Here is a 23,006-nt window from a genome sequence, read left to right as displayed (position 1 = left end):
TTATACGCATCAAATTTACTTGTATGAACACAAAAACAGTTACAAATATATCTGGATCTTCCATTTTTTCACCACCTACAAACAGCAAACTGACCCAATTAACATCAACCGAACTCACCGTTGGAGAAACTGTAGTCAAGATGTTAGAAGATATGGGAGTCGAATCTGCATTCGGTGTTTCCGGTGGTGGAATTGGGCCACTGTGGGCATCCCTCAACCGTAGCAAAATTCAAGTTTTACACTTTCGCCACGAATCGGGAGCAGCCTTTGCAGCTTGTGAAGCCCACTTTGCTAGCGATCGCCCAGTGGTTGTGTTTGTCACTACTGGCCCCGGTATTACCAATGCCCTCACCGGATTGCTGGCTGCCAGAGGCGAAGGTGCAAAGGTAATTCTATTATCTGCAACCACCGCATCTGGAAATCGTGGACGCTGGGCTTGTCAAGAAACCAGCGCTCATACGTTGCCGATTTCAGGTATATTTACCCCAGGTGTATTATTCAATTACGCCACCATCGTCGAAACTGGCGAGGAAATCCCAGAAATTTCCCGCAGACTGGCGCAAGGATTATCCCAACCAGGCGGTTTTGTCGCCCATATCAGTATTCCTACCCCAATTCAAACCAAACCATGCACAGCGCGATCGCAATTTGGATTTACTCGTGCGGTGTCAGTTACCAGCGAAGAAGCGATCGCTGAATCAGTGCGGTTGCTTTCTCAAGAACCCTTTGCCATTTGGGTAGGTTTTGGTGCTAGAGAAGCCGCCGCCGAAGTTTGCCAATTAGCAGAACGCACCGGGGCTGCGGTGATGTGTTCGCCCCGCGCTAAGGGCATTTTTCCCGAAAATCATCCCCAGTTTATCGGCGTTACCGGGTTCAGTGGTCATGCTTCTGTCCTCAAATATATGCAGTCACAGCAACCTCATCGCATCCTAGTTTTGGGAACTCGTTTAGGTGAACCAACTTCTTTCTGGAATCCCTTGATGATTCCTTCTGGTGGCTTCATCCATGTAGATATAGATCCAGAAGTACCGGGAGTAGCCTATCCATCTGTACCAACTTTCGCAATTCAATCGGAAGTAAAAGCTTTCCTCAAGTCCCTACTAGCATACTTTCCCCAACGTCGAGGGAATTCCCCAATATTGCCCAATCCAGAGTTACAACCGCCTTCTCCCTATATAGATGGTTTAGTCAGACCAGAAGTTTTGATGGATGCAATTCAAAAAATCATTGTTGAAGATAGTAATGCTGTGATCCTAGCTGAGGCTGGTAATTCCTTCGCTTGGGCGACTAACAGACTGCGCTTTACTCAACCAGGACGCTACCGCATTAGTACTGGTGTGGGGGCGATGGGTCATGCTGTGACTGGAGTCGTGGGGGCGACTTGGGGAGGAAATGGTAAAGCGATCGCCATTGTGGGAGATGGCGCGATGTTAATGAATAGCGAAGTTAGCACCGCCGTTAAATTCGACATTCCCGCCGTTTGGATTGTACTGAATGACGGACGCTACAATATGTGTGCCCAAGGCATGAATTTACAAGGATTTCAAGGCGTAGATACGGAAATACCGAGTACCAATTTTGTCAAACTTGCCCAATCAATGGGTGCAGACGGTATCCGCGTTTCCACAGAATTGGAATTGGAAGCAGCGTTAATAAAAGCTTTGGCGGCTACTGTTCCCTTCGTTGTTGACATCAATTTAGACCCCAAACAACCTGCTCCCATTGGCGGTAGAATTCGCAGCCTCATTCAACAAGGAGCAATCGAATCTAAAGGAGAACAATCATGATTTTACAACCAGTTGGCATTCGAGCGATCGCCCTGAATTTTCCTCGCACCATCCGCACCAACGATTATTACAGAAATAATTTTCCCCAGATGGTGGCGGAAGCTGAACAAAAAACCTTGGCTAGGTTGTTTGTCACAGATAATTCTACAGATATCTGGTCACAGGAAGTAGCCCCTTATATGTCCGATCCCTTTCGCGGTACTGTTGAACGGCGAGTAGTCAGCCCAGATGAAACCTCTTTATCTCTAGAATATCAAGCAGCGATTGATGTTCTGCAAGCAGCAAAACTACAGCCCGAAGATATCGACTTGATGCTTGTAACTTCGTTGTTTCCCGAACAAGTCACACCAGGAAATGCAGCCTTTCTCGCCGGTAAATTAGGATTAACCAGCGCCGCCTGGAATATAGAATCAACCTGCACATCTGTATTAGTTTCCCTCCAAACAGCCTGTTCTTTAGTCCGAACGGGAGAGTATCGCAATGTATTAGTGGTTGTTTCCTCTACATATTCCCGTTATACCGATGAGAATGATACCCTCGCCTTCTTGTCAGGCGATGCAGCTGGAGCATTTATTGTGGGTGAACTCCAACCCAATCAAGGAATTTTGGGAACTAAAATTGCCAATACCGCCGCCACTTGTGGAGCCTTTTATAACGAATTCACCACCGATGAACAGGGGAACATCAGAATGTTCATCCGAGGAGGTAAGGGCGCAAGTAAGATGTTTAACGAGACAACCGTGAAATTTATTCGTCTATGTTGTCATGGAGCGATCGCAGCTGCTGATGTCAGCTTAGATCAAATTGACTTTTTTGCTTTTAACACACCCAGCGCTTGGTATTCGCAGGTTTGTACCCGTGCATTAGGGATTAATCCAGAACGGACTATTAACCTGAATCCCTTCTACGCCAATATCGGCCCTACTTTCCCCGTAGCCAATCTCTACCACGCCGCCCAAGCAGGTAAAATCCGTGAGAACGATTTAGTTCTCGTTTATACAATGGGTTCCTCATCCAATGCAGGTGCTAGCGTCATGCGTTGGGGCGATGTTGCTTTAGGAACTCCACCCGCTCCCCCCTTGAGCCTTTCCCTACACAATCAGAAAGTTCTCATTCCTAGTTAATTGAGATCCTCGACTTCTTCAAGAAGTCGGGGATCTGAGCGCCCTCATCTATCAGATACTCATCAAATTTGCGAGATTTTTATGAAATTCTGGAAAAAAATATCGGTTGTCTTTGTGATTGCGATCGCAATCTTCCTATTTCAAGGAACAATCAGCACATCTTCGGCTCAAGCTGCTACATACAAATTCACTTTCACTGGTGAAAAAGCCAACGGTTACTTTATTTATGATACTGCTGCCAAAGGTGAAACAAAATCGCCCTACATGACTCAATATTACGGTGGAGGGCGCGATTATAAAGTCGATTTAGGAGACAAAGGATTATTTCAAGGCACAGTTAGTAATGCCATTGTTTTTTTGCCCAGAGAGGAAGATAAAGTCTTAGCAAAAATCCGAGCGCAACACGATAAACAATATGGCAAAGATGACGAGTATAACGTTTTATTACCTGCCGATCTCTTTCTTTTACAAGTACGTAACTTTGAACGACAGCCAAAGTCAAGTTATTCCCTAGTTAGCTATTTTAAGTATCCTCAAGAAACTTTCAATGGCTCTACAAGACTACCAACAGAGGTTCCCCTAAATGCTGAAATAGAAGTATTTTCCAAAGTAGATTTTCCCAAAACATTAGGTAAAGCTTTGGTTAAAGCATCAGTACAAACCAAGATAGAAAAGATATCTGATTAAGATGTATAGACGTTGTATAGCAACGTCTTTACAAGCCGATAACTATTACTTGTAAAAAAAGACAAAATAATGAACTTTTGGAAGAAACTAATAATTATATCCATCTTGACTGTCGCAGTTTTTTTCACTCAGGGAATAATTGATCATCTCCCAGCCCATGCAGCCCTACATAAATTTAGTTTTAACGGCGAGCAAGCCAACGGCTATTTTATCTTTGATGATTCAATCCGAGGAGGCGCACCAATTCGTCCAGATATGTTGAGTGAGTACGACGGTTCTGTCGTTGAATATGCGGTAAATATTGGCGATGAAATATCAGAACAAGGTTCTCAAAGTCCTGAAAGAGCAACCCACGACGAAGCTCGAACTATTGTAACTTTACTCCGTCCTGAATTAGTCAAAGCTTCTCCCAATCTTCCGAAAGATTCTCCACAAGATGATGAGTTTATCCTTTTTGTACCCAAAGTTGCCCGTCAATCAAAATATGCGCTATCAGTGAGATTTCGCTATCCTGAAAACACCTTTCAAAATTCTGTAGCTCAACCAAAAAATGTGCCTAATCAGGCATTAATGTCTGTTCACCCCTACTGGAATTTTCCTATAACTATGGGGAAAGTCAAATTTGAACAACCTGTTAACACCTTAATTGAAGATATTTTTTAATTGCCAAAAAATCAATATGGTGGTGTTAGTGCAAGCAATTAGTAATTTTGCGACTCTCAGCTTAGGTGTTTTTTCTCGGCAGAAAATGTTAGTATACAACGCAGCTTAGATTTTACTACTCCTATTTACAAACAAGAAATTGGTATAATTAGCCGTTTAATTGCTCAATCTACGCCGATTGTAGATATTATGCTGGCTACACAAGCACGACGAGATGCGATCGCACGATTAGCAATTACCAGCAACAGATTAGCTCACTCACTACATTAAATACGTAAAATTATATATGAAGCAAAAATCAGATGTGCCTATTGATGCACTAAAGCGAATTTTGACAATGTTGCTAAAATACCCAGTAATGGTATTAGCTGCGATCGCTAGTTTATTAATGACGATAGTTGCTAATATCGCTGCACCTCAAATTATACGCTGGGGAATTGATGCTGGTATTGCCAAAAATAACTTACAAGTGATTTTGACTTGTGGGGGATTGATGGTTTTGGTGGCTTTAATTCGGGGATTATTCAATTTTGGACAAAGTTTTTTTTCAGAGATAGTATCTCAAAGTATCGCTTATGACATCAGGAATAAATTTTTTAGTCAAACCCAGCATTTAGATTTAAGCTACTACGATCGCACGCCCACATCACAACTGCTCACACGTATTAATAATGACATCGAACAAATTCGCGTTTTTATTGGCGCAACCTTGCTGCAAATTTTTGGTGCTGCGATCGTATTATTCAGTAGTGCGACAATTTTGCTACTCATGAATTGGAAGTTGGCACTTATAGCATTAGCAATTATCCCGATTTCCTTCATTTTATTAGGTGGATTTTTTCAAAAAAATACTTACTTGTTTACTCAAGCACAGAGGCAGCTAGATGATTTAAACGCAATTTTAAAAGAAAATTTACTCGGTGTGCGTGCAGTCAAAGCTTTTGTGCGTCAAAAAACAGAAATAAAACGCTATGCCGTTGCTAATGAAGATTTCCGCACAACAAGTATCAAAACAATTTATGCACTGCGAGATACATTTCCCATAATTTTTTTAGCGAGCAATTTACTTGCAGTTGCTATTTTTGGATACGGGGGTTTAGAGGTAATCAGCCACAGCTTTTCTATTGGCGAACTAGTTGCTTTTAATTCCTATTTAGCATTTATCATCCAACCAATTTTTCAGACGACTTTTGCATTTCAATCTGTTGCTCAAGCATCAGCATCAGCCACTAGAGTTTATCAGGTGATAGATGCAGAAATTGCCATCAAAGAATCTCCCAATGCAGTCTTTTTGCAAAGATGCGAAGGAAAAATTTCTTTTGAAAATGTTGATTTTCGCTACCCAGAAGTAAATGATAATACCTTAAATAGTATTTCATTTGAAATCCAGCCAGGGCAAACAGTGGCAATTTTAGGTACGACGGGAGCAGGTAAAAGTACACTTGCTAAATTAATTCCACGTTTTTATGATGCAACAAACGGAATAGTAAAGGTTGATGGGTATGATGTCCGCTCTTTAAATTTAGTCAGTTTACGTTCTCACATTGGTTTGATTTCTCAAGAAGCAAGTTTATTTTCTGGAACTATCCGTGAAAATATTGCTTATGGAATACCAGATGCACCTCTTTCAAAGGTGATTGAAGCAGCTAAGTTTGCTCAAATTCACGATTTTATTATTAGCCTCCCTGATAGTTACGATACTGTTATCGGCGAACGAGGAATCGGCTTATCGGGAGGGCAGAAGCAAAGAATTACTATTGCTCGGATATTGCTAAATGATTACAAAATTCTGATTGTAGATGATAGTCTTTCTGCTGTTGATGCGAAGACAGGAGCATTAATTCAAGAAGCCTTCAAAGCTCTGATGGAACAGCGTCAATTTACTATAATTTTTCTCACTCAACGGATTAATAATATGGTAAATGATGCTGACCAAATTTTCATAATTGATCGAGGTAAATTAGTTAAAATATCTTCTGGTGCAGAGCTGATTGAAAATGCCATCTTAAAAAACTAGTTAAGCTAATGAGCATTTAAGTTGCATAACACCAGGGATGAAGCTCTTACTACAAGCGAATCAGTCTGGAAAAATGAATGACGATTAGCTTATTTATAGAAATGCTATTTTTTGATCTCTATAAAATTATTTATATCTCAAATCAACCTTGCTAGACTCTCTAACATAAAATTGCCATCCATGAACAGAAAAATTAATATTTTTGAATCGGTATCACAAGTAAATGCACCATTACCAGGGCGAACGCACGGGATTTCTGAAACCCTTGCTGGGCAAGGATCTTGATGAAAAAATAGGCTAAATTAAAAAACGCCAAAACCCTTGCTATTAAAGGATTCTTATACTTTAGATGCGTTTGCCCTGGCACCATTACCTGTTATCCGCCGCTTCAGTCAATATTTTCGTCCATATATCAAAGAGATTCCCATCATTCTGGGAATAATTATTATTAGCTCTATTACCCAAACAATAGCACCTTTGCTTACTGGTTGGTCGATAGATAACTTGATACTTAAAGGCAATTGGTTAGGACTGTTATGGATGCTAGTTGTATTAACAATAGTATACCTTACGGGGTTTTTATCCAATCGGACTTTGATTGTTAAAGTTGGTGTAATTATGCAGCATTTACTCGCGCAATTACGCCAAGATATCATGAACAAATTACAAACATTACCCCTTAGCTTTTATGATAAAAGTAAAGTGGGTGATTTAATGAGTCGCCTGCTGAGTGATGTTAATACTTTAAATCAAGTATTTAGCCCTATGCTACCGCAAGTTATTGGAAGCTTTTTTGGCTTATTAGCAAGTGCAATATTCATGCTTTCCATCAACTTGCAATTGGGTTTAATTACTAACCTGATTGTGCCAATTATGTTCTTAACAACTGCGTTTTTTGCCAGATTAGCGAGGGTAAAGTTTCGCGTTACTAGACAAACAATTTCTCAACTTTCAATTAAATTAGAAGAAAATATTAGTAATATTCAAGAAGTTCAAGCATTTAACCGCGCAGAAATCAACATTCAAGAGTTTAAAAAACTTAATGCAGATAACCGAAATGCTAATATCCAAGCAACAGCAATTACTGCTGCTTTCCTGCCAACAATAGACTTATTTAATACACTTACTTGGGGGATTGTATTAGCTTATGGTGGCTTTCTCGTTTATAAAAATATCATGACTGTGGGAGCTGTTACCGCATTTTTGTTTTACGTCCAGCAATTTTTTCAACCCATCCAACTTATCACTAACTTCTATACTCAAGCACAATCTGGATTAGCCGGATTAGAAAGAATTTTTCTACTTTTGGATGAGCCAGTCCAACTTGAAGATACCACAGACGCGATCACCTCCGGTGGGCACAACGCCATCGCAATGCCACCAATTCAGGGTAAAGTTCAATTTGAATCTGTCAATTTTGAGTATAAACCTGGCCAAAAAGTTTTAGAAAATGTAACTTTTGACGCTGAACCAGGACAAGCGATCGCATTAGTTGGAGCTACTGGGGCAGGAAAAACTACTATAATTAGCCTACTATCCCGCTTCTATGATGTGTCAAGCGGTGCTATAAAAATTGACGATATAGATATCCGCAAAGTTACACAAGCAAGCCTACGTCGTCAAATTGGCGTTGTCTCACAAGACACTATGATTTTTAGCTGTAGCGTTGCCGAAAATATTGCCTTTGGCAATCCCCAAGCAACAACGGCAGAAATTGAAGCGGCGGCAAAGATTGCAAATATTCATGACTTTATCTTGACCTTACCCCAAGGCTATGAAACGCAATTAGGAGAACGGGGGATAAATCTCAGCAAAGGACAACAACAGTTAATCAGCATCGCCCGCGCAGTTTTAGTAAACCCACGCATCTTGATTTTGGACGAAGCAACGAGTAACATTGATAGCCAAACAGAGAACTTAGTTCAACAAGCGATCGCTAATTTACTTCAAGGTCGCACCAGCTTTATCATCGCCCATCGTCTGGCTACAGTCACTAACGCAGACAAGGTATTAGTCATTGAGCAAGGACAAATCATCGCAGGGCGAACGCACGGGATTTCTGAAACCCTTGCTGGGCAAGGATCTTGATGAAAAAATAGGCTAAATTAAAAAACGCCAAAACCCTTGCTATTAAAGGATTCTTATACTTTAGATGCGTTTGCCCTGCAAATCATCGAACAAGGTACACATACACAATTGATGGAGCAAAGGGGAGTATATGCAAACCTTTATTCTCTACAACTAGTAAATAATATCAAAACTAGCTTGAAAATAGGTTCTAGGAATTAGTATTCAGTCAAGCTAGTTTCTAGATTTTGTACCAAACACTTAAGTGCTTAGAAAATAAGGACTAAAGCCCTTAAACATCTCATTTTTTCTCCAACTCTGTGTTCTCTGTGCGGCAGTCGCTCATGGGGGAAACCCCCAAGACCGCGCTGCCTTGCCTCTGTGGTTCGTTCCTTCACCCTTTAAACTAAACTTCGCCCTCATCTCCCCAATCCCCCCTGGTGTTCACAATGAAAACCTTTATGCTCCCAAGCTTGCATATCTACTTCAGCAAGCTTTGTCACATTTGAGCATTCCGGTTGAATAATTTGACTTAAAATTGCCCACAATAGGCTACGCGTTAAATCTAATCCAGTTTTGCCCCAAGATTCATTATTACCAGGAATGCCCGACTCCTCAACAATTTCAGGCTCTACCCAAATACCATGAGCGCCCAAGAGAATCTGTGCCATCCATTTAGCTCTGGGTAAGTGACTTGGCGAAGTAATCAACATGACTTTATGCACTCCCCAACGCCGGAAAATTGGAATACCATAATAAAAATTTTCAAAGGTAGAATTCGCGCACTTTTCTAACCAAACGTTTTGTAACTCTACTAATTGCGGCTGAAAAATTAACCATATACAAGGGTCTGGGGAACCATGAGAAATTAAAATTGGGGTTTGCGGGTATTGTTTTGCTAGTTGGGCCACATAAGTTTCTCGACGAATACTGCCACCAAGCACGAAGAAGGCATCTACTGGCTGTGAAGAAGCAAAAACTAAGGTTATAGTAGTAAAAATCAGCCAAGTGCCTAAGACAAAGTACAATACACCAGTTAGTTTTTGTAACAATTGCCACAGATTAGCAATTTTTTTTTTAATAGAAATTAACGATTTGATGGTAAATTTACGTTTCATGACTTCGGTAAGAAAACCTGATTTAATAGCTGTCTAACAAGGCTGCAATTAAGCGATCAAAGTGCTATCTTATAAAAGTAATGAATCAGTACAAACATGACGCTAATCAAAGTGTCACATCTTCAGTATAGCCTTCCGGAGACGGCTAAAAAGCTGAGAAATGGTTGTTAATAATGCAGTATTTTCGGCATCATTACAACGATAAAAATGATGAAGAAAGCATAGCTTAGTTTGGGGTATAAAAACTTAAAAATTTCTGGAAAGCCTGATTGCTAAACTGTCAACAACACAATTATTCCAGTTAATATACATGAACCAATCTGCGAAAAGTTACTCACCGCTCCAAGTAGCCTTGATTGGTGGAGCGATCGCTACGACTGCTACGATGTCTGTATTCGGCTCCGCTTGGACTCGTGGTGTCCGTGCCGCCTTAGCTCTACAAGACAGCCCGAAAATGATAGTTGACCAAGTTTGGCAACTGGTAAATCATGAATATGTTGATGGTAAATTTAATCAACAAGATTGGCAAGCAACTAGACAAAGCCTGTTGAGCAAAGACTATTCTTCCCGGGAAGAAGCATACACTGCCATCCGCGAAGCTTTACAAAAGTTGGGAGATCCTTACACTCGATTCATGGACCCCAAACAGTTTGAAGCCTTAACTAGCCAAACATCTGGGGAAGTCTCTGGTATTGGCGTTCGGATGGAAGTAAACGAAAAAACTCAGCGCCTAACTGTCGTCGAAGCCATAGAAAATTCTCCAGCACTGAAAGCTGGGATCAAAGGAGGCGATGAAATTTTGGCAATTGACGGCAAATCCACTCTCAAAATGAAAGTGGATGACGCTTCTAAGTTAATTCGTGGCAAAGCGGGTACTCCCATCAAACTACGGCTGGGACGAGCAGGGCAAAATGCCTTCGAGTTGAAACTGACAAGAGCAAGTATTGAAGTACCAACGGTACGTTATACCCTCAGACAAGAAGGAAATCGCCGCGTTGGTTATATCCGTTTGCGGGAATTTAGCGCCCACGCCGCAGAGCAAATGCAACGAGCCATCCGCGATTTGAACACTAAGAAAGTTGATTCTTATGTCTTAGATTTGCGGGGAAATCCTGGCGGGTTGTTACAAGCGAGTATTGAAATTGCTCGGATGTGGTATAATGACGGCGGAATTGTCAAAACAGTAGACCGTGTGGGCGGCACTGAAGAAACTAAAGCTAATCGTACTGCTTTAACAAATCGTCCCTTGGCAGTATTAGTGGATGGTAATTCAGCTAGTGCTAGTGAAATTCTCACAGGGGCACTCAAGGATAATAAGCGGGCGGTAGTCGTAGGTGGTCAAACCTTTGGTAAGGCCCTAGTCCAATCAGTTCATGAACTTGCAGATGGTTCCGGCTTGGCTGTCACCATTGCCCATTACTACACTCCGGCGGGAACAGATATTAACCATAAAGGGATTGCCCCAGATGTCAAACTAGACTTGACAGAGGCACAAGAGCGGCAGTTAGCTTCTAATCCAGATTTAATCGGGACTAAGAGCGATCCGCAATATGCCAGAGCGATCGCCATTTTATCAAATAACAACTTCGCCCAGCCGCCAGCAAATCAGCCCACTCGACCCATGAGCCGCGCCGATAACCTGAAATTTTAAATTGATGCAAATGATTTCTTCGCAGGTGTTTATATAGTAGTATTCCCAAATCCAGATTTTTGGAGTTACGAAAACTGCTTAATATACCGTTCTAGGATTTTGGTTTGGGAATACTAGTTAGTAATCCCATCTCTCAAATCTCAGATTTATGAATCATCAGCCAGTTGATGCAACCACCGCCACCAGCCCTTTACCAATGGTGTCGGTGGTTGTTCCTATTTATAACGGTGAGGCGGATTTACCAGAGTTAATCAATTGTCTGTTATCTCAAACTTACCCAAAAGACCGGGTAGAGTACTTATTGGTAGACAATAACAGTAGCGATCGCACTCTCACCATCCTCAAAACATCTGCCGTAAACTGCCCAATTACAATTCGCCCCTTGAGCGAAAACCAAATTCAAAGCTCTTATGCTGCTCGTAATACTGGGATTCGCGCTGCTGTGAGCGAAATTATAGTTTTTACCGATGCAGATTGTCGCCCACAACCTCAATGGTTAGACGCATTAATTCAGCCTTTCGTCAATAAAGAAGTAGTAATTGTCGCTGGTGAAATTTTGCCGCTACCAGGTACAACTCTACTAGAACAACACGCAGACCGTGAAGAAACTTTATCGCAAAAGCATACCCTTAACCATGCCTTTCGTCCTTATGGACAAACCGCTAATTTGGCGATTCGACGCATTGCCTTAGAAAAAGCGGGTTTATTTCGTCCTTATCTTACCACTGGTGGCGATGCCGATATTTGCTGGCGGATTTTGGGGGAAAACATCGGGCGTTTGGAATTTGCCCCAAATGCGATCGTTCAGCACCGCCACCGCGCCACACTTAAGGAACTGCAAAGTCAATGGCGGCGCTATGGACGCTCAAATCGCTATCTGCACGAACTACACGGCGTAGATTTGATGCGAGAAATTACACTTAAAGAATGTGGCTATCGTTTGGCACGTTGGTTATTGAAGGAAGTACCACGAGATATTAAAAAGGCCTTGGCGCAGCCCACCGCAGGCATCGCGAGTCAAGCCACCCTTGTAGATTTATTAAATACTCCCATTGGTTTGTTCACAGCGAGGGCACGTACTGCTGGGCAACAAGACTCCAAATTACCAGAAAATGCCAAGATAATTGATCGGCTGTAAAAATACTAGGGAGTTTGCCAGGATAACTGCAATTCTTTCCATATCTACATATCATATAGAAACCCGCTTTGATTTCTATTCGAGCAGCGTGGTGTAGCCATATTTACTTGGCTTAACAGAAAACGAGAAAGAAGGCTCATTGATTTGTACCTAGCTTCGCAAAAATCATCAATATAATATGAGATTGTTGGCAAATTTAGAGGTAGTCTAAACCATCATATCTAATCCATCTTAATTTCTTTCATTTCTGTGCGTTTCAACCCACTTGAGCTACTAACCCATAATTGATTGCAGCGCCGGAAAACATCACAAAATCAAGGTATTGCGGATGGGATGTTTCACTGATAAAGAAATGCTCCTCTCAGCCCAATAGCATTGGTTGAACCCTAAAAATTTACTAAGTTATCCAACTACTGAATCTATCTTAAGAAGTATATTAAAAAACACAGAAAGAAAATATGCTATTATGCATAAACTATTACCTGTAATAAATTGCATTTAAAAGCATGTTTAAAAAGTTTCAAAAAATATAATTTTGTAGTTCTGATTTGGCTTGACTGCAACAAAAAATCAAGATTTTACCTAGAACTGAGATACCTTTCTGTGCTAACTGTGGCAGCAAAAGACCTTTTTAAAACATCCTCTAATGAGCAATATGAACGTGGATGTATTTAGCCAACAGATAGAAAAATTGCATTCACAGATACAGAAACTATTGCAATGCAATACAACTAAGCCAAACTCAGAACAGGAGATCATAACAGAGGCTTTCGAGGAACTTAACACCGCAATAGAAGAATTATTGACAGCCTCAGAAGAATTAAAGGTAACACGAGCGGAAGTAGAGAAAGAGCGCCAGCGTTACCAAGATTTGTTTGAGTTCGCCCCAGATGGTTATTTGGTAACTAATATCGTAGGTACAATCCAAGAGGCTAACCATGCAGCAGCAACCTTACTGGGTGTCAATCAAAAGTATCTAGTAGGTAAACCATTAATTCTATTTATTGCTCAACAAGACCGTCAGTTCTTTTGCTCTCAGATGAACAATTTTCAAGAGCTACTGAATTGGGAACTTAACCTACAACCACGGGGCGGAAAGCCTTTCCCCGCGATGATTAAGGCATCTGCTGCGTACAAATTCCAAGGGAAGCAGGTTGGCTGGCGTTGGCTGTTGTGCAACATCAGTGAACGCAAAAAAACTGAAGAAATGTTGCATCAAGCTTACGATGAGTTAGAAATACGAGTAGCAGAACGGACAGCGGAACTGGTAAAAGCAAATCAGAAATTGCTAACTGAAATTACAGAGCGGAAACGAGCCGAGTCACAACTGCTGCACCTGGCGTTTCACGATATACTGACAGGTCTGGCAAACCGCGCTGCATTTATGAACCGCCTAAGCCATGCAATAAATTATTCAAAACGGCATTCAAATTATTTATTTGCTGTGCTATTTATCGACCTAGATCGATTTAAGGTGATCAATGACAGTCTTGGACACTTAAATGGAGATCAATTACTGCTTGCTACTGCAAGTAGGCTACAAGTATGTGTACGTTCTATAGATACAGCTGCACGCCTTGGAGGAGACGAATTTACAATTCTGCTTGAGGGAATCCAAGATGTGTCAGATGTCATCATAGTAGCTGAAAGGATTCAACAAGAGTTGGCATTACCCTTTGAGCTTGAAGGACAAGAAGTGTTCATAACAGCAAGTATTGGTATTGCCTTGAGTTCGACACTAGATTATAAACATCCAGAGGAAGTATTGAGGGATGCAGATACAGCAATGTACCAAGCTAAGATGCAAGGTAGAGCGCGTTATAAACTATTCAACTCAGATATGTATGCTAATGCTCTGGCGAAATTGCAGTTAGAAACTGATTTACGCCGAGCAATTGAACGCCTAGAGTTTCGAGTTTATTATCAACCGATTGTTTCGCTCACCAAAGGCTCTATTTTGGGTTTTGAGGCTCTGTTGCGCTGGCAGCATCCAGAGCGTGGTTTGCTTAATCCAGCAGATTTTATTTCCCTGGCAGAAGAAACTGGACTAATTTTCTACATTGGGAAATGGGTGTTGCATGAAGCCTGCCGCCAAATGCAAGCTTGGCGAATGTGCCATGATTCCAACTTGCTAGAAAAAATAAGTGTCAATCTCTCACTCAAGCAATTTTCCCAGCCAGATTTGATTGAGCAGATTGGGCAAATTTTACACTCAACTGGTCTTGATGCTGACACGCTAACACTAGAAATTACTGAAAACGTAATTGTGGCGAATGACGACAAGGTAACTGCTACATTTTTGCAACTTCGAGAGATGGGTATTAAGTTATCAATTGATGACTTTGGTACAGGGTACTCCTCATTAAGTCATCTTTATAACTTTCCAATTAGTGTGTTGAAGATTGATCGTTCTTTCATCAGCTTGATGAGCGCAAATAAAAAGAATATAGAAATTATTGAAATAATTGTCACGTTAGCGCACAAGTTGGGCGTGGATGTTCTAGCCGAAGGAGTAGAGACAAAAGAGCAACTAGCATTTTTAAGAAAGTTGAAATGTGAATATGGTCAGGGACATTTTTTCTCAGTTCCATTAAATAGTTCATCAGCAGAGGCATTAATAATAGCAAATCCTCATTGGTAACGGTTATTAAAGAAAATAAAATTGGTTGGCTTTTTGGGCGACTTATTCTACACTCCAAAAAAGGTTCAATAATCAGGTCGCCTTTTTTCCATTGAATTAAATTAAGTTTGAATCCCACATTCCGCAGGTTAGTTAAGAAAGAAGATAATATTTTCGACAAGGAGCGCCCAAAAACTGGAGAATCCATTGCCTTTCATGGGTTAAGTTGACGATTTGCTTGATTTGGGCGACGGTAACTAAATGAATTGACATAAAACATTGAAACACCCAACGCAAGGTGGGAGTAGAAGTTGGTTTACCCAACTGATTATCAATAGTTTTTTTTGCCCGTTCTAAGGCTTGACGTAAAGCTCTTTGACCCAGACTATAAACAAGCAAGCACAAACCCATAATCATTGCTAATGCAGCAACTCGCTCAGTCGAGTTGAGGAAGACACTGGAAGTAAAAAATAAAGGGTCTTTGAGAAATCGGAAACCACGCTCAGTAGACTGCTGTGCTTTATATTCACGTAAAACATCGTCATCGCTGAGTTCTTCAATATTGAGGACATTGGTAGCTAAAATAAATCTTCCAGCGCGTTTGGTTTCGATGTCGATAGCTATTTCCCTGGGTTCTAGCGTTGCATCAACTTGGTAGTAAAAAGTGGGGGAAGAATCAATACTAGGTCTACCACGTCCAGTATGTTTTTTTAACTCCTTAACCTGAATATTAGCCAGTTGATGTAAGGGTAATTTAGAACTGAGCCGTTGTGCAGCAATCAGAGCATCTTTTGAGCAAGCAAATTCTTGGTTTAATAACTGCCTAAGTTCAGATTGGGCAAGTGATAACTTTTTAATCAAACGTTTTTCCAACTGCTTGAGGTCAGATTCTTTTCTCGCTTGACTTTCAACAACTAACCAGGACTGTCGTACACCACCATATTCACTACAATTTGGTGCAATTCGATATCCAGGCATTGCGCTGTTATTAAATGCAACTTCTGGTATGTTTTCTAACAGCATTTTTGCAGCAGTTAGAGTAGCTGGGACTCTCGATACCCAACGCAATTGTTTCATTTGTCGCAAATTTTCTTCGGTGTAAAGTGCGGCATCTGCAACAAATAAAGCATCTATTTGCCATTGGCGTTTGAAGTCCGCGATTATGGTCGCAAACATCGCCGAGTCCGATTCATTACCGTTTCCGACTCTTAAGTACAAGGGAATATCTCCATCCCCACTGCACATCAAGTCTATGATAAATTGTTTCAGGTCTGGGCGGTGGTCTCTCGAATAGCCATAGGTAATTTCGATTCCTCCTGGTTCGGCCTTGTCTTGTGTTGCCTTGTTGATGTAATCACCATCAACGTGGAATGAACTTGAATCGAGGTGCAAACTGTCCATTTTTACCCCGAATTTACGTGCTGCACAAAGCGCAACTGTCACAAATACTTCAGTTAGTCCGACCTCATATAATTTGTCCAATACTCGACCCAAACGGTCATCGTTTAGGTGTTCTGGACGTATTCCTTCTCCTAACAGATGCTCTGTAGCTTTCCCAACAAAAAACTTTTCAAACAAATATAATGGCGCACTCACGAACCCTAATCCATTTAAAATCATTGCTTTGACAACTTGACCTGCACTAATGATTTCTTGAGAGTGAGTTCCCAACAGTCGGTTAATTTGTTCTACTAGATTCATCTCATCACAGATGCCTGCGACTATGCCGCAGTGGTCAATATCCTGTACCCTGATATCTAATGGTGATGCTGTCATGCTTCTAAAATGCAGCAAGCATTTAGGTCATTCTCAAAAATACCGCATTTATGAGCGCACCTGCGGAATCTGGGTTGAATAATAATTTAATAAGAATAGTAGATTAGCTTGAGCAATAGTAAAACCTGTAAAAGTCTGAATCTTATTGCTGTTTTAGATAAATTGCAGAAAACTGCACACTTTTAAAAAATTCAGTTTTTTCTGCTAATTTCTGGTAATTTAAACAATAAAAGCTAAATAAACATTTTATCTATGTGGAAAAATATGAAAGCTAAAAGTAAATATCTTAAAATATTATTCTCTGCGCGTTGGTGGATGCAGATGTTGCTGAAGGTTGGAAACTTCTGCAAAAGGCTAATTTATTTCTCTACTCAGCGACACCAAAAACCAAATCTGCATCATAGATTTATTAAAGTATTATTTTTGACAACTTTACTAACATATCTTTTGTTTGGACAAGTCGTATCTGCACAAACTCCAAATGTGACTGCATTAGTTGAACAAGGAATTAAAGACTATGATGCCGGAAATTTTCACACTGCGGTAAAACACTGGGAAGATGCATTAATTCAGTATAAAAATAATTCAGCAGCTGCGGCGGTTGTAAATGAAAATTTGGCGCGTGCTTACCAACAACTAGGAGAAAATAAAGCAGCGATCGCATCCTTATCAGCAGCAATTCGTGACTATGGTGCTGTAGCAAATATCCAGCAAGTGGGACGCATGAAGTCAGAACTAGCCCAAGTTTACAGCAATTTGGGACAACCCCGCAAAGCGATCGCACTTTTATGTGGTCAACTAGCCGATAAAAGTCAAAAAATAGAATGCACTTTAGACAGTGCTACACAAATCGCCACCAAATACAACGACAAAAGCGGTCAAGTTGCAGCTTTGGGGATTCTCGGTGAAGCATATCGCTTAATCGGCAATTATGACCAAGCAATTAAGTATTTGCACGTAGCACAACAACTTTATCCAGCTTATGACTTTTTGGTGTTAAATAGTTTGGGTAATGCTTACAAAAGTCGCGCTCAATTGCGAGAGTTACAAGCAGATTCTGCAAATAAAGCTGGTATTTATAGTAAAGAAAATGAATTTACTCAAAAGTCTATAGAAGACTATAACCAAGCTCATCAATATTTTCAGAAAAGTGCAAAACTCGCCAGCGACCAAAAACAAACTTTAGCAGAGATGCGAGGATTGTTAAATTTAATTCAGTTGGGTTCCCAGACAAATAAGAACAAAGTTATTAACGATCGGGAGTTTAACCAAACCGTTAACGATGCTTTGAAGGTTCTTGAACTCTTACCCGATTCAGCGACAAAAGTCTATGGAGCAATTGATTTAGCATACTTGCAATCAGATGCTAAAGGAACTTCACCTTTTACTTACTGTCCAAATAAATTTATTTTACCCAATGCAGATGTATTAAGCTTGCTACAAAAGTCAGTATCAGCAAGTCAAAATTTACAAGATAATCGTCTACTTTCTTATTCTAACGGCGCTTTGGGTCATTTCTGGGAGTGCCAATCAAAGCAAGAAACAGAAGCATTAAAATATACTCAAACTGCAATAGTAGCAGCAGATAATAAGTTGAATGCAAAAGATAGCTTGTATTTGTGGGAGTGGCAAGCGGGACGAATTTTAGATCGACAGAATCGAAAAGAAGAAGCGATCGCATCCTATCAACGAGCATTTGATACCCTCGAAGATATCCGCAGCGATATTTTAACCGCCGAACGAGATGTACAGTTTGACTTCCGCGATGTTGTGCGACCATTGTATCGTACCTTGGCACAGTCGCGGCTCGATTTGCTAGGAGTTGGTGCAATCGCCGATGAACGACGCGCCAAGGAATTATCAGAAGTAGTTAAAACCATCGATGCTTTGAAACTAGCAGAATTACAGAATTATTTTGGTAATGATTGCATTTTAAGTGCCTTGAATCCCAAACAGGTGGGAGAACTCCTCAAGGATAATAGTGTAGCCTTTAAGAATACTGGGTTTTTGAGTTCGATAATTTTAGAAGGCAAAACTGGGATGTTATTGCAATTACCCAATCAGGCCACTAAATTTAAGTGGATTGAAGACCCGAATCAACAAGGTATAACTAAAATAGTTAGCAGCAACACCCTACAGCAAAAAATTGCCGAGTTTCGCACAGGATTAGTTAAAGGACAAGAAGAATTTAACTACGATACAACAACGGCGGCACAGCTTTATGATTGGATAATTCGCCCCTTTGCTGAGGATATCAAACCGGAGAAAGTCAAAACCCTGGTATTTATTCAAGATGGATTTTTGCGTAGCGTTCCAATGGCAGCGCTTTACGACAGCCAACAACAGAAATATTTAGTCGAAACTTATGCAATTGCCACAACGCCTAGTTTACGACTTACCACACCCAAAACCCGCGATCGCAGTACACAAAAGGCGTTAATTTTGGGTTTAACTGAAAAAGCCACAATTGACGGGAAGACTTTTGATCAACTTTTTGCTGTTCCCAATGAAGTTAGCGCAGTTGAAAGTATATTTCCTAATCATACCGACCTTATTGATGAAAACTTTTCCCCTGAAAATTTTGAGAAAACACTTGATAAAACCACATATCCTATTGTCCACATAGCTAGCCATGCCCAATTTGGGATCATTCCTGAAGACACCTTCATTGTCACAGGCAAAAACGTCACAGGCAAAAACCAAAAACTTACCATTAGTCAATTAGAAAACTCACTGCGAAACCTCACCAGCAAATCGGATAGCGTCGAATTACTCACATTGACTGCCTGTGAAACCGCAGTTGGCGACGATCGGGCCACACTAGGATTAGCTGGAGTTGCATTGCAAGTTGGGGTTAAAAGTGCGATCGCATCTTTGTGGAGCGTCAGCGATCAATCAACATCCGAACTAGTCAAAACATTTTACAGCAACTATCGCAACGCTGGCATGAGTATTGCAGAAGCATTGCAACAAGCTCAAATTAGAATGATTCATGCTAAGAAATTATCATCTGAGGGGATGAATCCCAGCTATGACAATCCTGCGTATTGGGCACCAATGATTGCGATCGGTAATTGGCTTTGAAAGCCCAAATCACCAACTCCTTTGAGGATAAAGTTGGCGAATAGAGGATGCACTGCAACGATTCTAGATTTATTGCCGAATACTTGGAAAGTGAAACAAGAAGCGATCGCAAGTTTAAGAGAACCACATTTATGAAACCATCTCAAACTCTAATTGATGACTCTTAAAAAAATCATGAGTGAAATGATCCACCACATTTGTATCAGCTAATTCCAAATTATAAAAATCCACAGCTTCATGGTCAAAATGGGGGCCAGCGTGCCAAGTACCCTCATGTAGCTTGATAAAACAATTCCCCGGAATGCGAAAAGCAGCAATCTCTTCTAGTACTGGTTCATTCACATCATTATGAGGAGGACAAACAGCAATTAACCAATCCTTCCCTTCCAAAGAACCTAGACATTGAGTGCATTGTACATGGCGAGTAATTTTGTGAAACTTTCGCCCTCTCTTCTCCAACCGCATGATATAAAATCGTGGAATCCCATTTTGCAGGTTTAACTGGGCATCTTCCACATCGTAACTTTTGCCATCAAGACTAGCAAAAATTACTTGTCCATAACGCCGAAAGTTTTCAGAACTCACCCATTGCGCTTGCAATTCTTGCACTGTTTTTGATGTGCCCATATCAAATCTTTGATAGAGATTGCTTAGGTTTATTTTCCCCCAAAATGACCAAATTTTATTGCTCTAAATTGTGGAAAAATAACCTCAGCTAGCTAAATAACTACGTACTTGTTCCTTTTGTCGTCGGAGGAGACTGAGAGCTTTTTGCTCAATCTGACGTACCCGTTCTCGACTAATACCCATGCGATCGCCAATCTGTGCTAAAGAAAGTTCATAGCCATCAGTCAGACCAAATCGCAAGGTTAATATTTCTCGCTGTTGCGGAGACAACTTTGCCAACAAGTCTTGTAAGTCTTGGTGGAGAGATTCTTCAACTGCATAGTCTTCAGGAGAAGGGCCGTCATCCTCTAGGATATCCTGCAATTCTGTATCTTGTTGTTCACCAACTCGCGCCTCTAGCGAGAAAGGTTGACGAGCCAAGTATAAACACTCTCTAACTTGGCTAGGTGTCAAAGATAACGCATTAGCAATTTCAGCAGTAGTGGGAACGCGACCTAGCTGTTGAGATAATTCTCGCTGTACCCGTTTAATTTTGTTCAGTTTCTCAAAGACATGGATCGGTAAGCGAATTGTCCGTCCTTGTTGAGCGATCGCTCGCGTGATTCCTTGACGAATCCACCAGTAAGCGTAGGTAGAAAACTTATAGCCAAGAGCAGGATCAAATTTATCCACCCCTCGCTCTAAACCCAAAGTACCTTCTTGAATTAGATCCATAAATTCCAGATTGCGGTGCTGGTATTTCTTCGCCACTGCTACCACTAACCGGAGATTAGCTTGAATCATTTTCTGCTTGGCTTGGTGGCCCTGACTTAACTGTAGCTCTAGCACCTCAGCACCTAACTCCACTCGATCTGCCCATTCTTGCAGTGTGGGTTCGTGGTCTAATTTCACAGCTAATTCTTCTTTAGCAGCTAGTAAATTCATCATCAGCTGCACTTGTTGGGCAAAAATAACCTCTTGTTCGCGAGTCAACAAATCTACACGCCCGATCTCTTGCAGATAACTACGCACAATATCATCTGTAGCTCGAGGTTTTTTATCTGCGGCTAAACTTTTTTTCTTCGTTTTTTGAACTTCGGTAGGTGGAGATGTTAAGTTGCTCATGGTTATTTGCTCCTCTGTAACCTCATCAATTTAGTGGTATCAAGTCTAGATATTCAGACCCACAACCATTTCACACTGCTAATCAATCAATTGGCAATACTGATGAATTCTGGTCTATGATACATTACAAGTCAATTGTTGGAGATAATAAACCCAAAATCAACCCACCCCATAATACTAACATTATCACCAGTCACAAATCAATTACCCTAAAGTATTATCACTATATCTTTTGAAATAATCCCACTATTTTATTCTGAAAAATTGCATATTTTCAAACACAATTATGTCTACTTAAATTATCCAATGGAGTTAACGGAAAAATGAAACCTTGACCGAGCAACGATTTCATCCCCACAAGATAAATCACTAACAGTAAATACCAACACAATTTTGAATTATTAAATTACAAAGTTTTTAAAATTCTCATAGTCTGGATTTACATCTATGTAATTCCCATTAAGTGAAATTAATTAAATACAAAATATCCCTTTTTTACTTCTATTTTTTATTAGATAATAAAACCATCTCCAGCCGAGTACATAGCAGCCGATTTTGAAATATAAACGAATGCATTTATCCTGCTCAAGAACAGCTTCCTTTAGGAGTCAGGTTCAATATTTATAATTAGGGATTTAGGATGACGATGACGCAGGTATTTGTGACAATTGTACTTGTGTCATACTGCACGCAGACATCTGCATTGAATGCGGTATCATCAATTTGATTGCTCTTGGAGACATTTTTTGGAATAAAAGTAGTAACAGTGGTAACACTAGCACCAAGGATAGTACTTGGCAAGACAGTAGCACCTGCGATCGCTACTAATATCTTATTGAAACGAAAAGATTTACGTTTAGAGGTGGGTAGTTGATTCTTGCATAACATACTAAAACAACAAGATTCTCCACTTATCCAATCAGTCGGAAATCATCGAAGACTCTTAAGGAGAAAACATCTTGAAGCTTTCTAACCTCCTTGACACAATTACATATTCGTGTATCAAGATAGATGATTGACTTGTCGCAAAGATTTTCAGCAAAATAATACTAAGTTGCAATTTGAACCGAACTATTCAAACATCACTTAGTAGATATTGGTTAAGAAAAGTATTGACTTCATTGGCGCATAACCCGACATAGACTGTTTTACCTGCCTTCCTGAGAATGTCTAATCCTTGACCATTATTGCGAGGGTCTGGATCAACTATAGATACATATATTTCATGTATACGACAATCTTCTGCGATCGCTAAAGCACATGCAGGTGTGCGTCCATGAAAAGAACAAGGTTCAAGAGTTACATACATTTTCAAAAACTTGAAAGCTTTGCCTTGAATCTGTTTAAGTGCGTCAGCCTCAGCATGGTGTTTTCCTGGTATTTGCGTGTATCCTTGAGCTACTATCTCTTGGACATCTACGATTACACAACCTACTGGTGGGTTTGGCAAACATTGCGGCAAAGCTTTTCTGCTTTGAGCTAAAGCAGCCAACATAAATATATTATCCATGTTTTAGCGTAAATTATCTAGATAAATCACACT

The 23,006-nt window shown here is 40.5% G+C and carries 16 protein-coding genes; 10 read left to right on the top strand and 6 right to left on the bottom strand.

Annotation, left to right across the window (positions count from 1 at the left end; translation table 11 throughout):
* The first annotated feature begins 23 nt into the window (after positions 1-23).
* The 6 genes from FD724_RS29520 (at position 24) to FD724_RS29495 (ending at position 8,366) form a co-directional block, all read left to right on the top strand.
* Positions 24-1,787, top strand: coding sequence for a thiamine pyrophosphate-binding protein (locus FD724_RS29520; protein WP_179075073.1), 1,764 nt, complete (start codon positions 24-26; stop codon positions 1,785-1,787).
* Positions 1,784-2,911, top strand: a complete 1,128-nt coding sequence (locus FD724_RS29515) for a 3-oxoacyl-ACP synthase III family protein (protein WP_179075072.1) — start codon at positions 1,784-1,786, stop codon at positions 2,909-2,911. Before FD724_RS29520 ends, FD724_RS29515 begins: the two co-directional genes overlap by 4 nt.
* 81 nt (positions 2,912-2,992) lie before the next feature.
* Positions 2,993-3,598, top strand: coding sequence for a hypothetical protein (locus FD724_RS29510; RefSeq protein ID WP_179075071.1), 606 nt, complete (start codon positions 2,993-2,995; stop codon positions 3,596-3,598).
* 69 nt (positions 3,599-3,667) lie between these two features.
* Positions 3,668-4,261, top strand: a complete 594-nt coding sequence (locus FD724_RS29505; protein WP_179075070.1) for a hypothetical protein — start codon at positions 3,668-3,670, stop codon at positions 4,259-4,261.
* 286 nt (positions 4,262-4,547) lie between these two features.
* Complete coding sequence (locus FD724_RS29500; RefSeq protein ID WP_179075069.1) at positions 4,548-6,278, top strand: ABC transporter ATP-binding protein; 1,731 nt, start codon at positions 4,548-4,550, stop codon at positions 6,276-6,278.
* Between the two features lie 321 nt (positions 6,279-6,599).
* Positions 6,600-8,366, top strand: coding sequence for an ABC transporter ATP-binding protein (locus FD724_RS29495; RefSeq protein ID WP_179075068.1), 1,767 nt, complete (start codon positions 6,600-6,602; stop codon positions 8,364-8,366).
* Between the two features lie 398 nt (positions 8,367-8,764).
* Here the strand turns inward: FD724_RS29495 and FD724_RS29490 are convergent, their stop codons facing one another.
* Positions 8,765-9,463: a YdcF family protein gene (locus tag FD724_RS29490; protein WP_179075067.1), complete on the bottom strand. Its 699-nt coding sequence runs from the start codon at positions 9,461-9,463 to the stop codon at positions 8,765-8,767.
* 310 nt (positions 9,464-9,773) lie between these two features.
* Here FD724_RS29490 and ctpB point away from each other — a divergent pair, with 310 nt between their 5' ends.
* The 3 genes from ctpB to FD724_RS29470 all read left to right on the top strand — a co-directional run bounded on the left by ctpB (position 9,774) and on the right by FD724_RS29470 (position 14,893).
* Positions 9,774-11,114, top strand: a complete 1,341-nt coding sequence (ctpB, locus tag FD724_RS29485; protein WP_179075066.1) for a carboxyl-terminal processing protease CtpB — start codon at positions 9,774-9,776, stop codon at positions 11,112-11,114.
* 148 nt (positions 11,115-11,262) lie between these two features.
* The gene (locus FD724_RS29480) at positions 11,263-12,252 is read left to right on the top strand and encodes a glycosyltransferase family 2 protein (protein WP_179075065.1); all 990 of its coding nucleotides are present in this window, start codon (positions 11,263-11,265) and stop codon (positions 12,250-12,252) included.
* Positions 12,253-12,898: 646 nt separating this feature from the next.
* Positions 12,899-14,893 (top strand): EAL domain-containing protein, encoded by a 1,995-nt coding sequence (locus FD724_RS29470; RefSeq protein WP_256874390.1) that lies wholly within the window; start codon positions 12,899-12,901, stop codon positions 14,891-14,893.
* 132 nt (positions 14,894-15,025) lie between these two features.
* Here the strand turns inward: FD724_RS29470 and FD724_RS29465 are convergent, their stop codons facing one another.
* Positions 15,026-16,648 carry an IS1634 family transposase gene (locus FD724_RS29465; RefSeq protein WP_179072411.1) on the bottom strand — a complete coding sequence of 541 codons (1,623 nt, stop codon included), beginning with the start codon at positions 16,646-16,648 and terminating at the stop codon, positions 15,026-15,028.
* Positions 16,649-16,912: 264 nt separating this feature from the next.
* Here FD724_RS29465 and FD724_RS29460 point away from each other — a divergent pair, with 264 nt between their 5' ends.
* Positions 16,913-19,732: a CHAT domain-containing protein gene (locus FD724_RS29460; protein ID WP_179075064.1), complete on the top strand. Its 2,820-nt coding sequence runs from the start codon at positions 16,913-16,915 to the stop codon at positions 19,730-19,732.
* A gap of 129 nt (positions 19,733-19,861) precedes the next feature.
* Here the strand turns inward: FD724_RS29460 and FD724_RS29455 are convergent, their stop codons facing one another.
* The 4 genes from FD724_RS29455 to FD724_RS29440 all read right to left on the bottom strand — a co-directional run bounded on the left by FD724_RS29455 (position 19,862) and on the right by FD724_RS29440 (position 22,958).
* Positions 19,862-20,359 carry an ureidoglycolate lyase gene (locus FD724_RS29455; protein ID WP_179075063.1) on the bottom strand — a complete coding sequence of 166 codons (498 nt, stop codon included), beginning with the start codon at positions 20,357-20,359 and terminating at the stop codon, positions 19,862-19,864.
* 84 nt (positions 20,360-20,443) lie between these two features.
* Positions 20,444-21,463 (bottom strand): RNA polymerase sigma factor, RpoD/SigA family, encoded by a 1,020-nt coding sequence (locus tag FD724_RS29450; RefSeq protein WP_012408212.1) that lies wholly within the window; start codon positions 21,461-21,463, stop codon positions 20,444-20,446.
* Between the two features lie 627 nt (positions 21,464-22,090).
* On the bottom strand, positions 22,091-22,351 hold the full coding sequence (locus FD724_RS29445) for a DUF3172 domain-containing protein (RefSeq protein ID WP_179075062.1): 261 nt from the start codon (positions 22,349-22,351) through the stop codon (positions 22,091-22,093).
* A gap of 187 nt (positions 22,352-22,538) precedes the next feature.
* Positions 22,539-22,958 (bottom strand): deaminase, encoded by a 420-nt coding sequence (locus FD724_RS29440; RefSeq protein ID WP_256874389.1) that lies wholly within the window; start codon positions 22,956-22,958, stop codon positions 22,539-22,541.
* Positions 22,959-23,006: the final 48 nt, after the last annotated feature.

Source organism: Nostoc sp. C057 (genome assembly GCF_013393925.1).
Classification (GTDB): Bacteria; Cyanobacteriota; Cyanobacteriia; order Cyanobacteriales; family Nostocaceae; genus Nostoc; species Nostoc muscorum_A.
The sequence above is the reverse complement of the archived record's forward strand: the minus strand, read 5'-3'. Positions and strand labels throughout refer to the sequence as shown.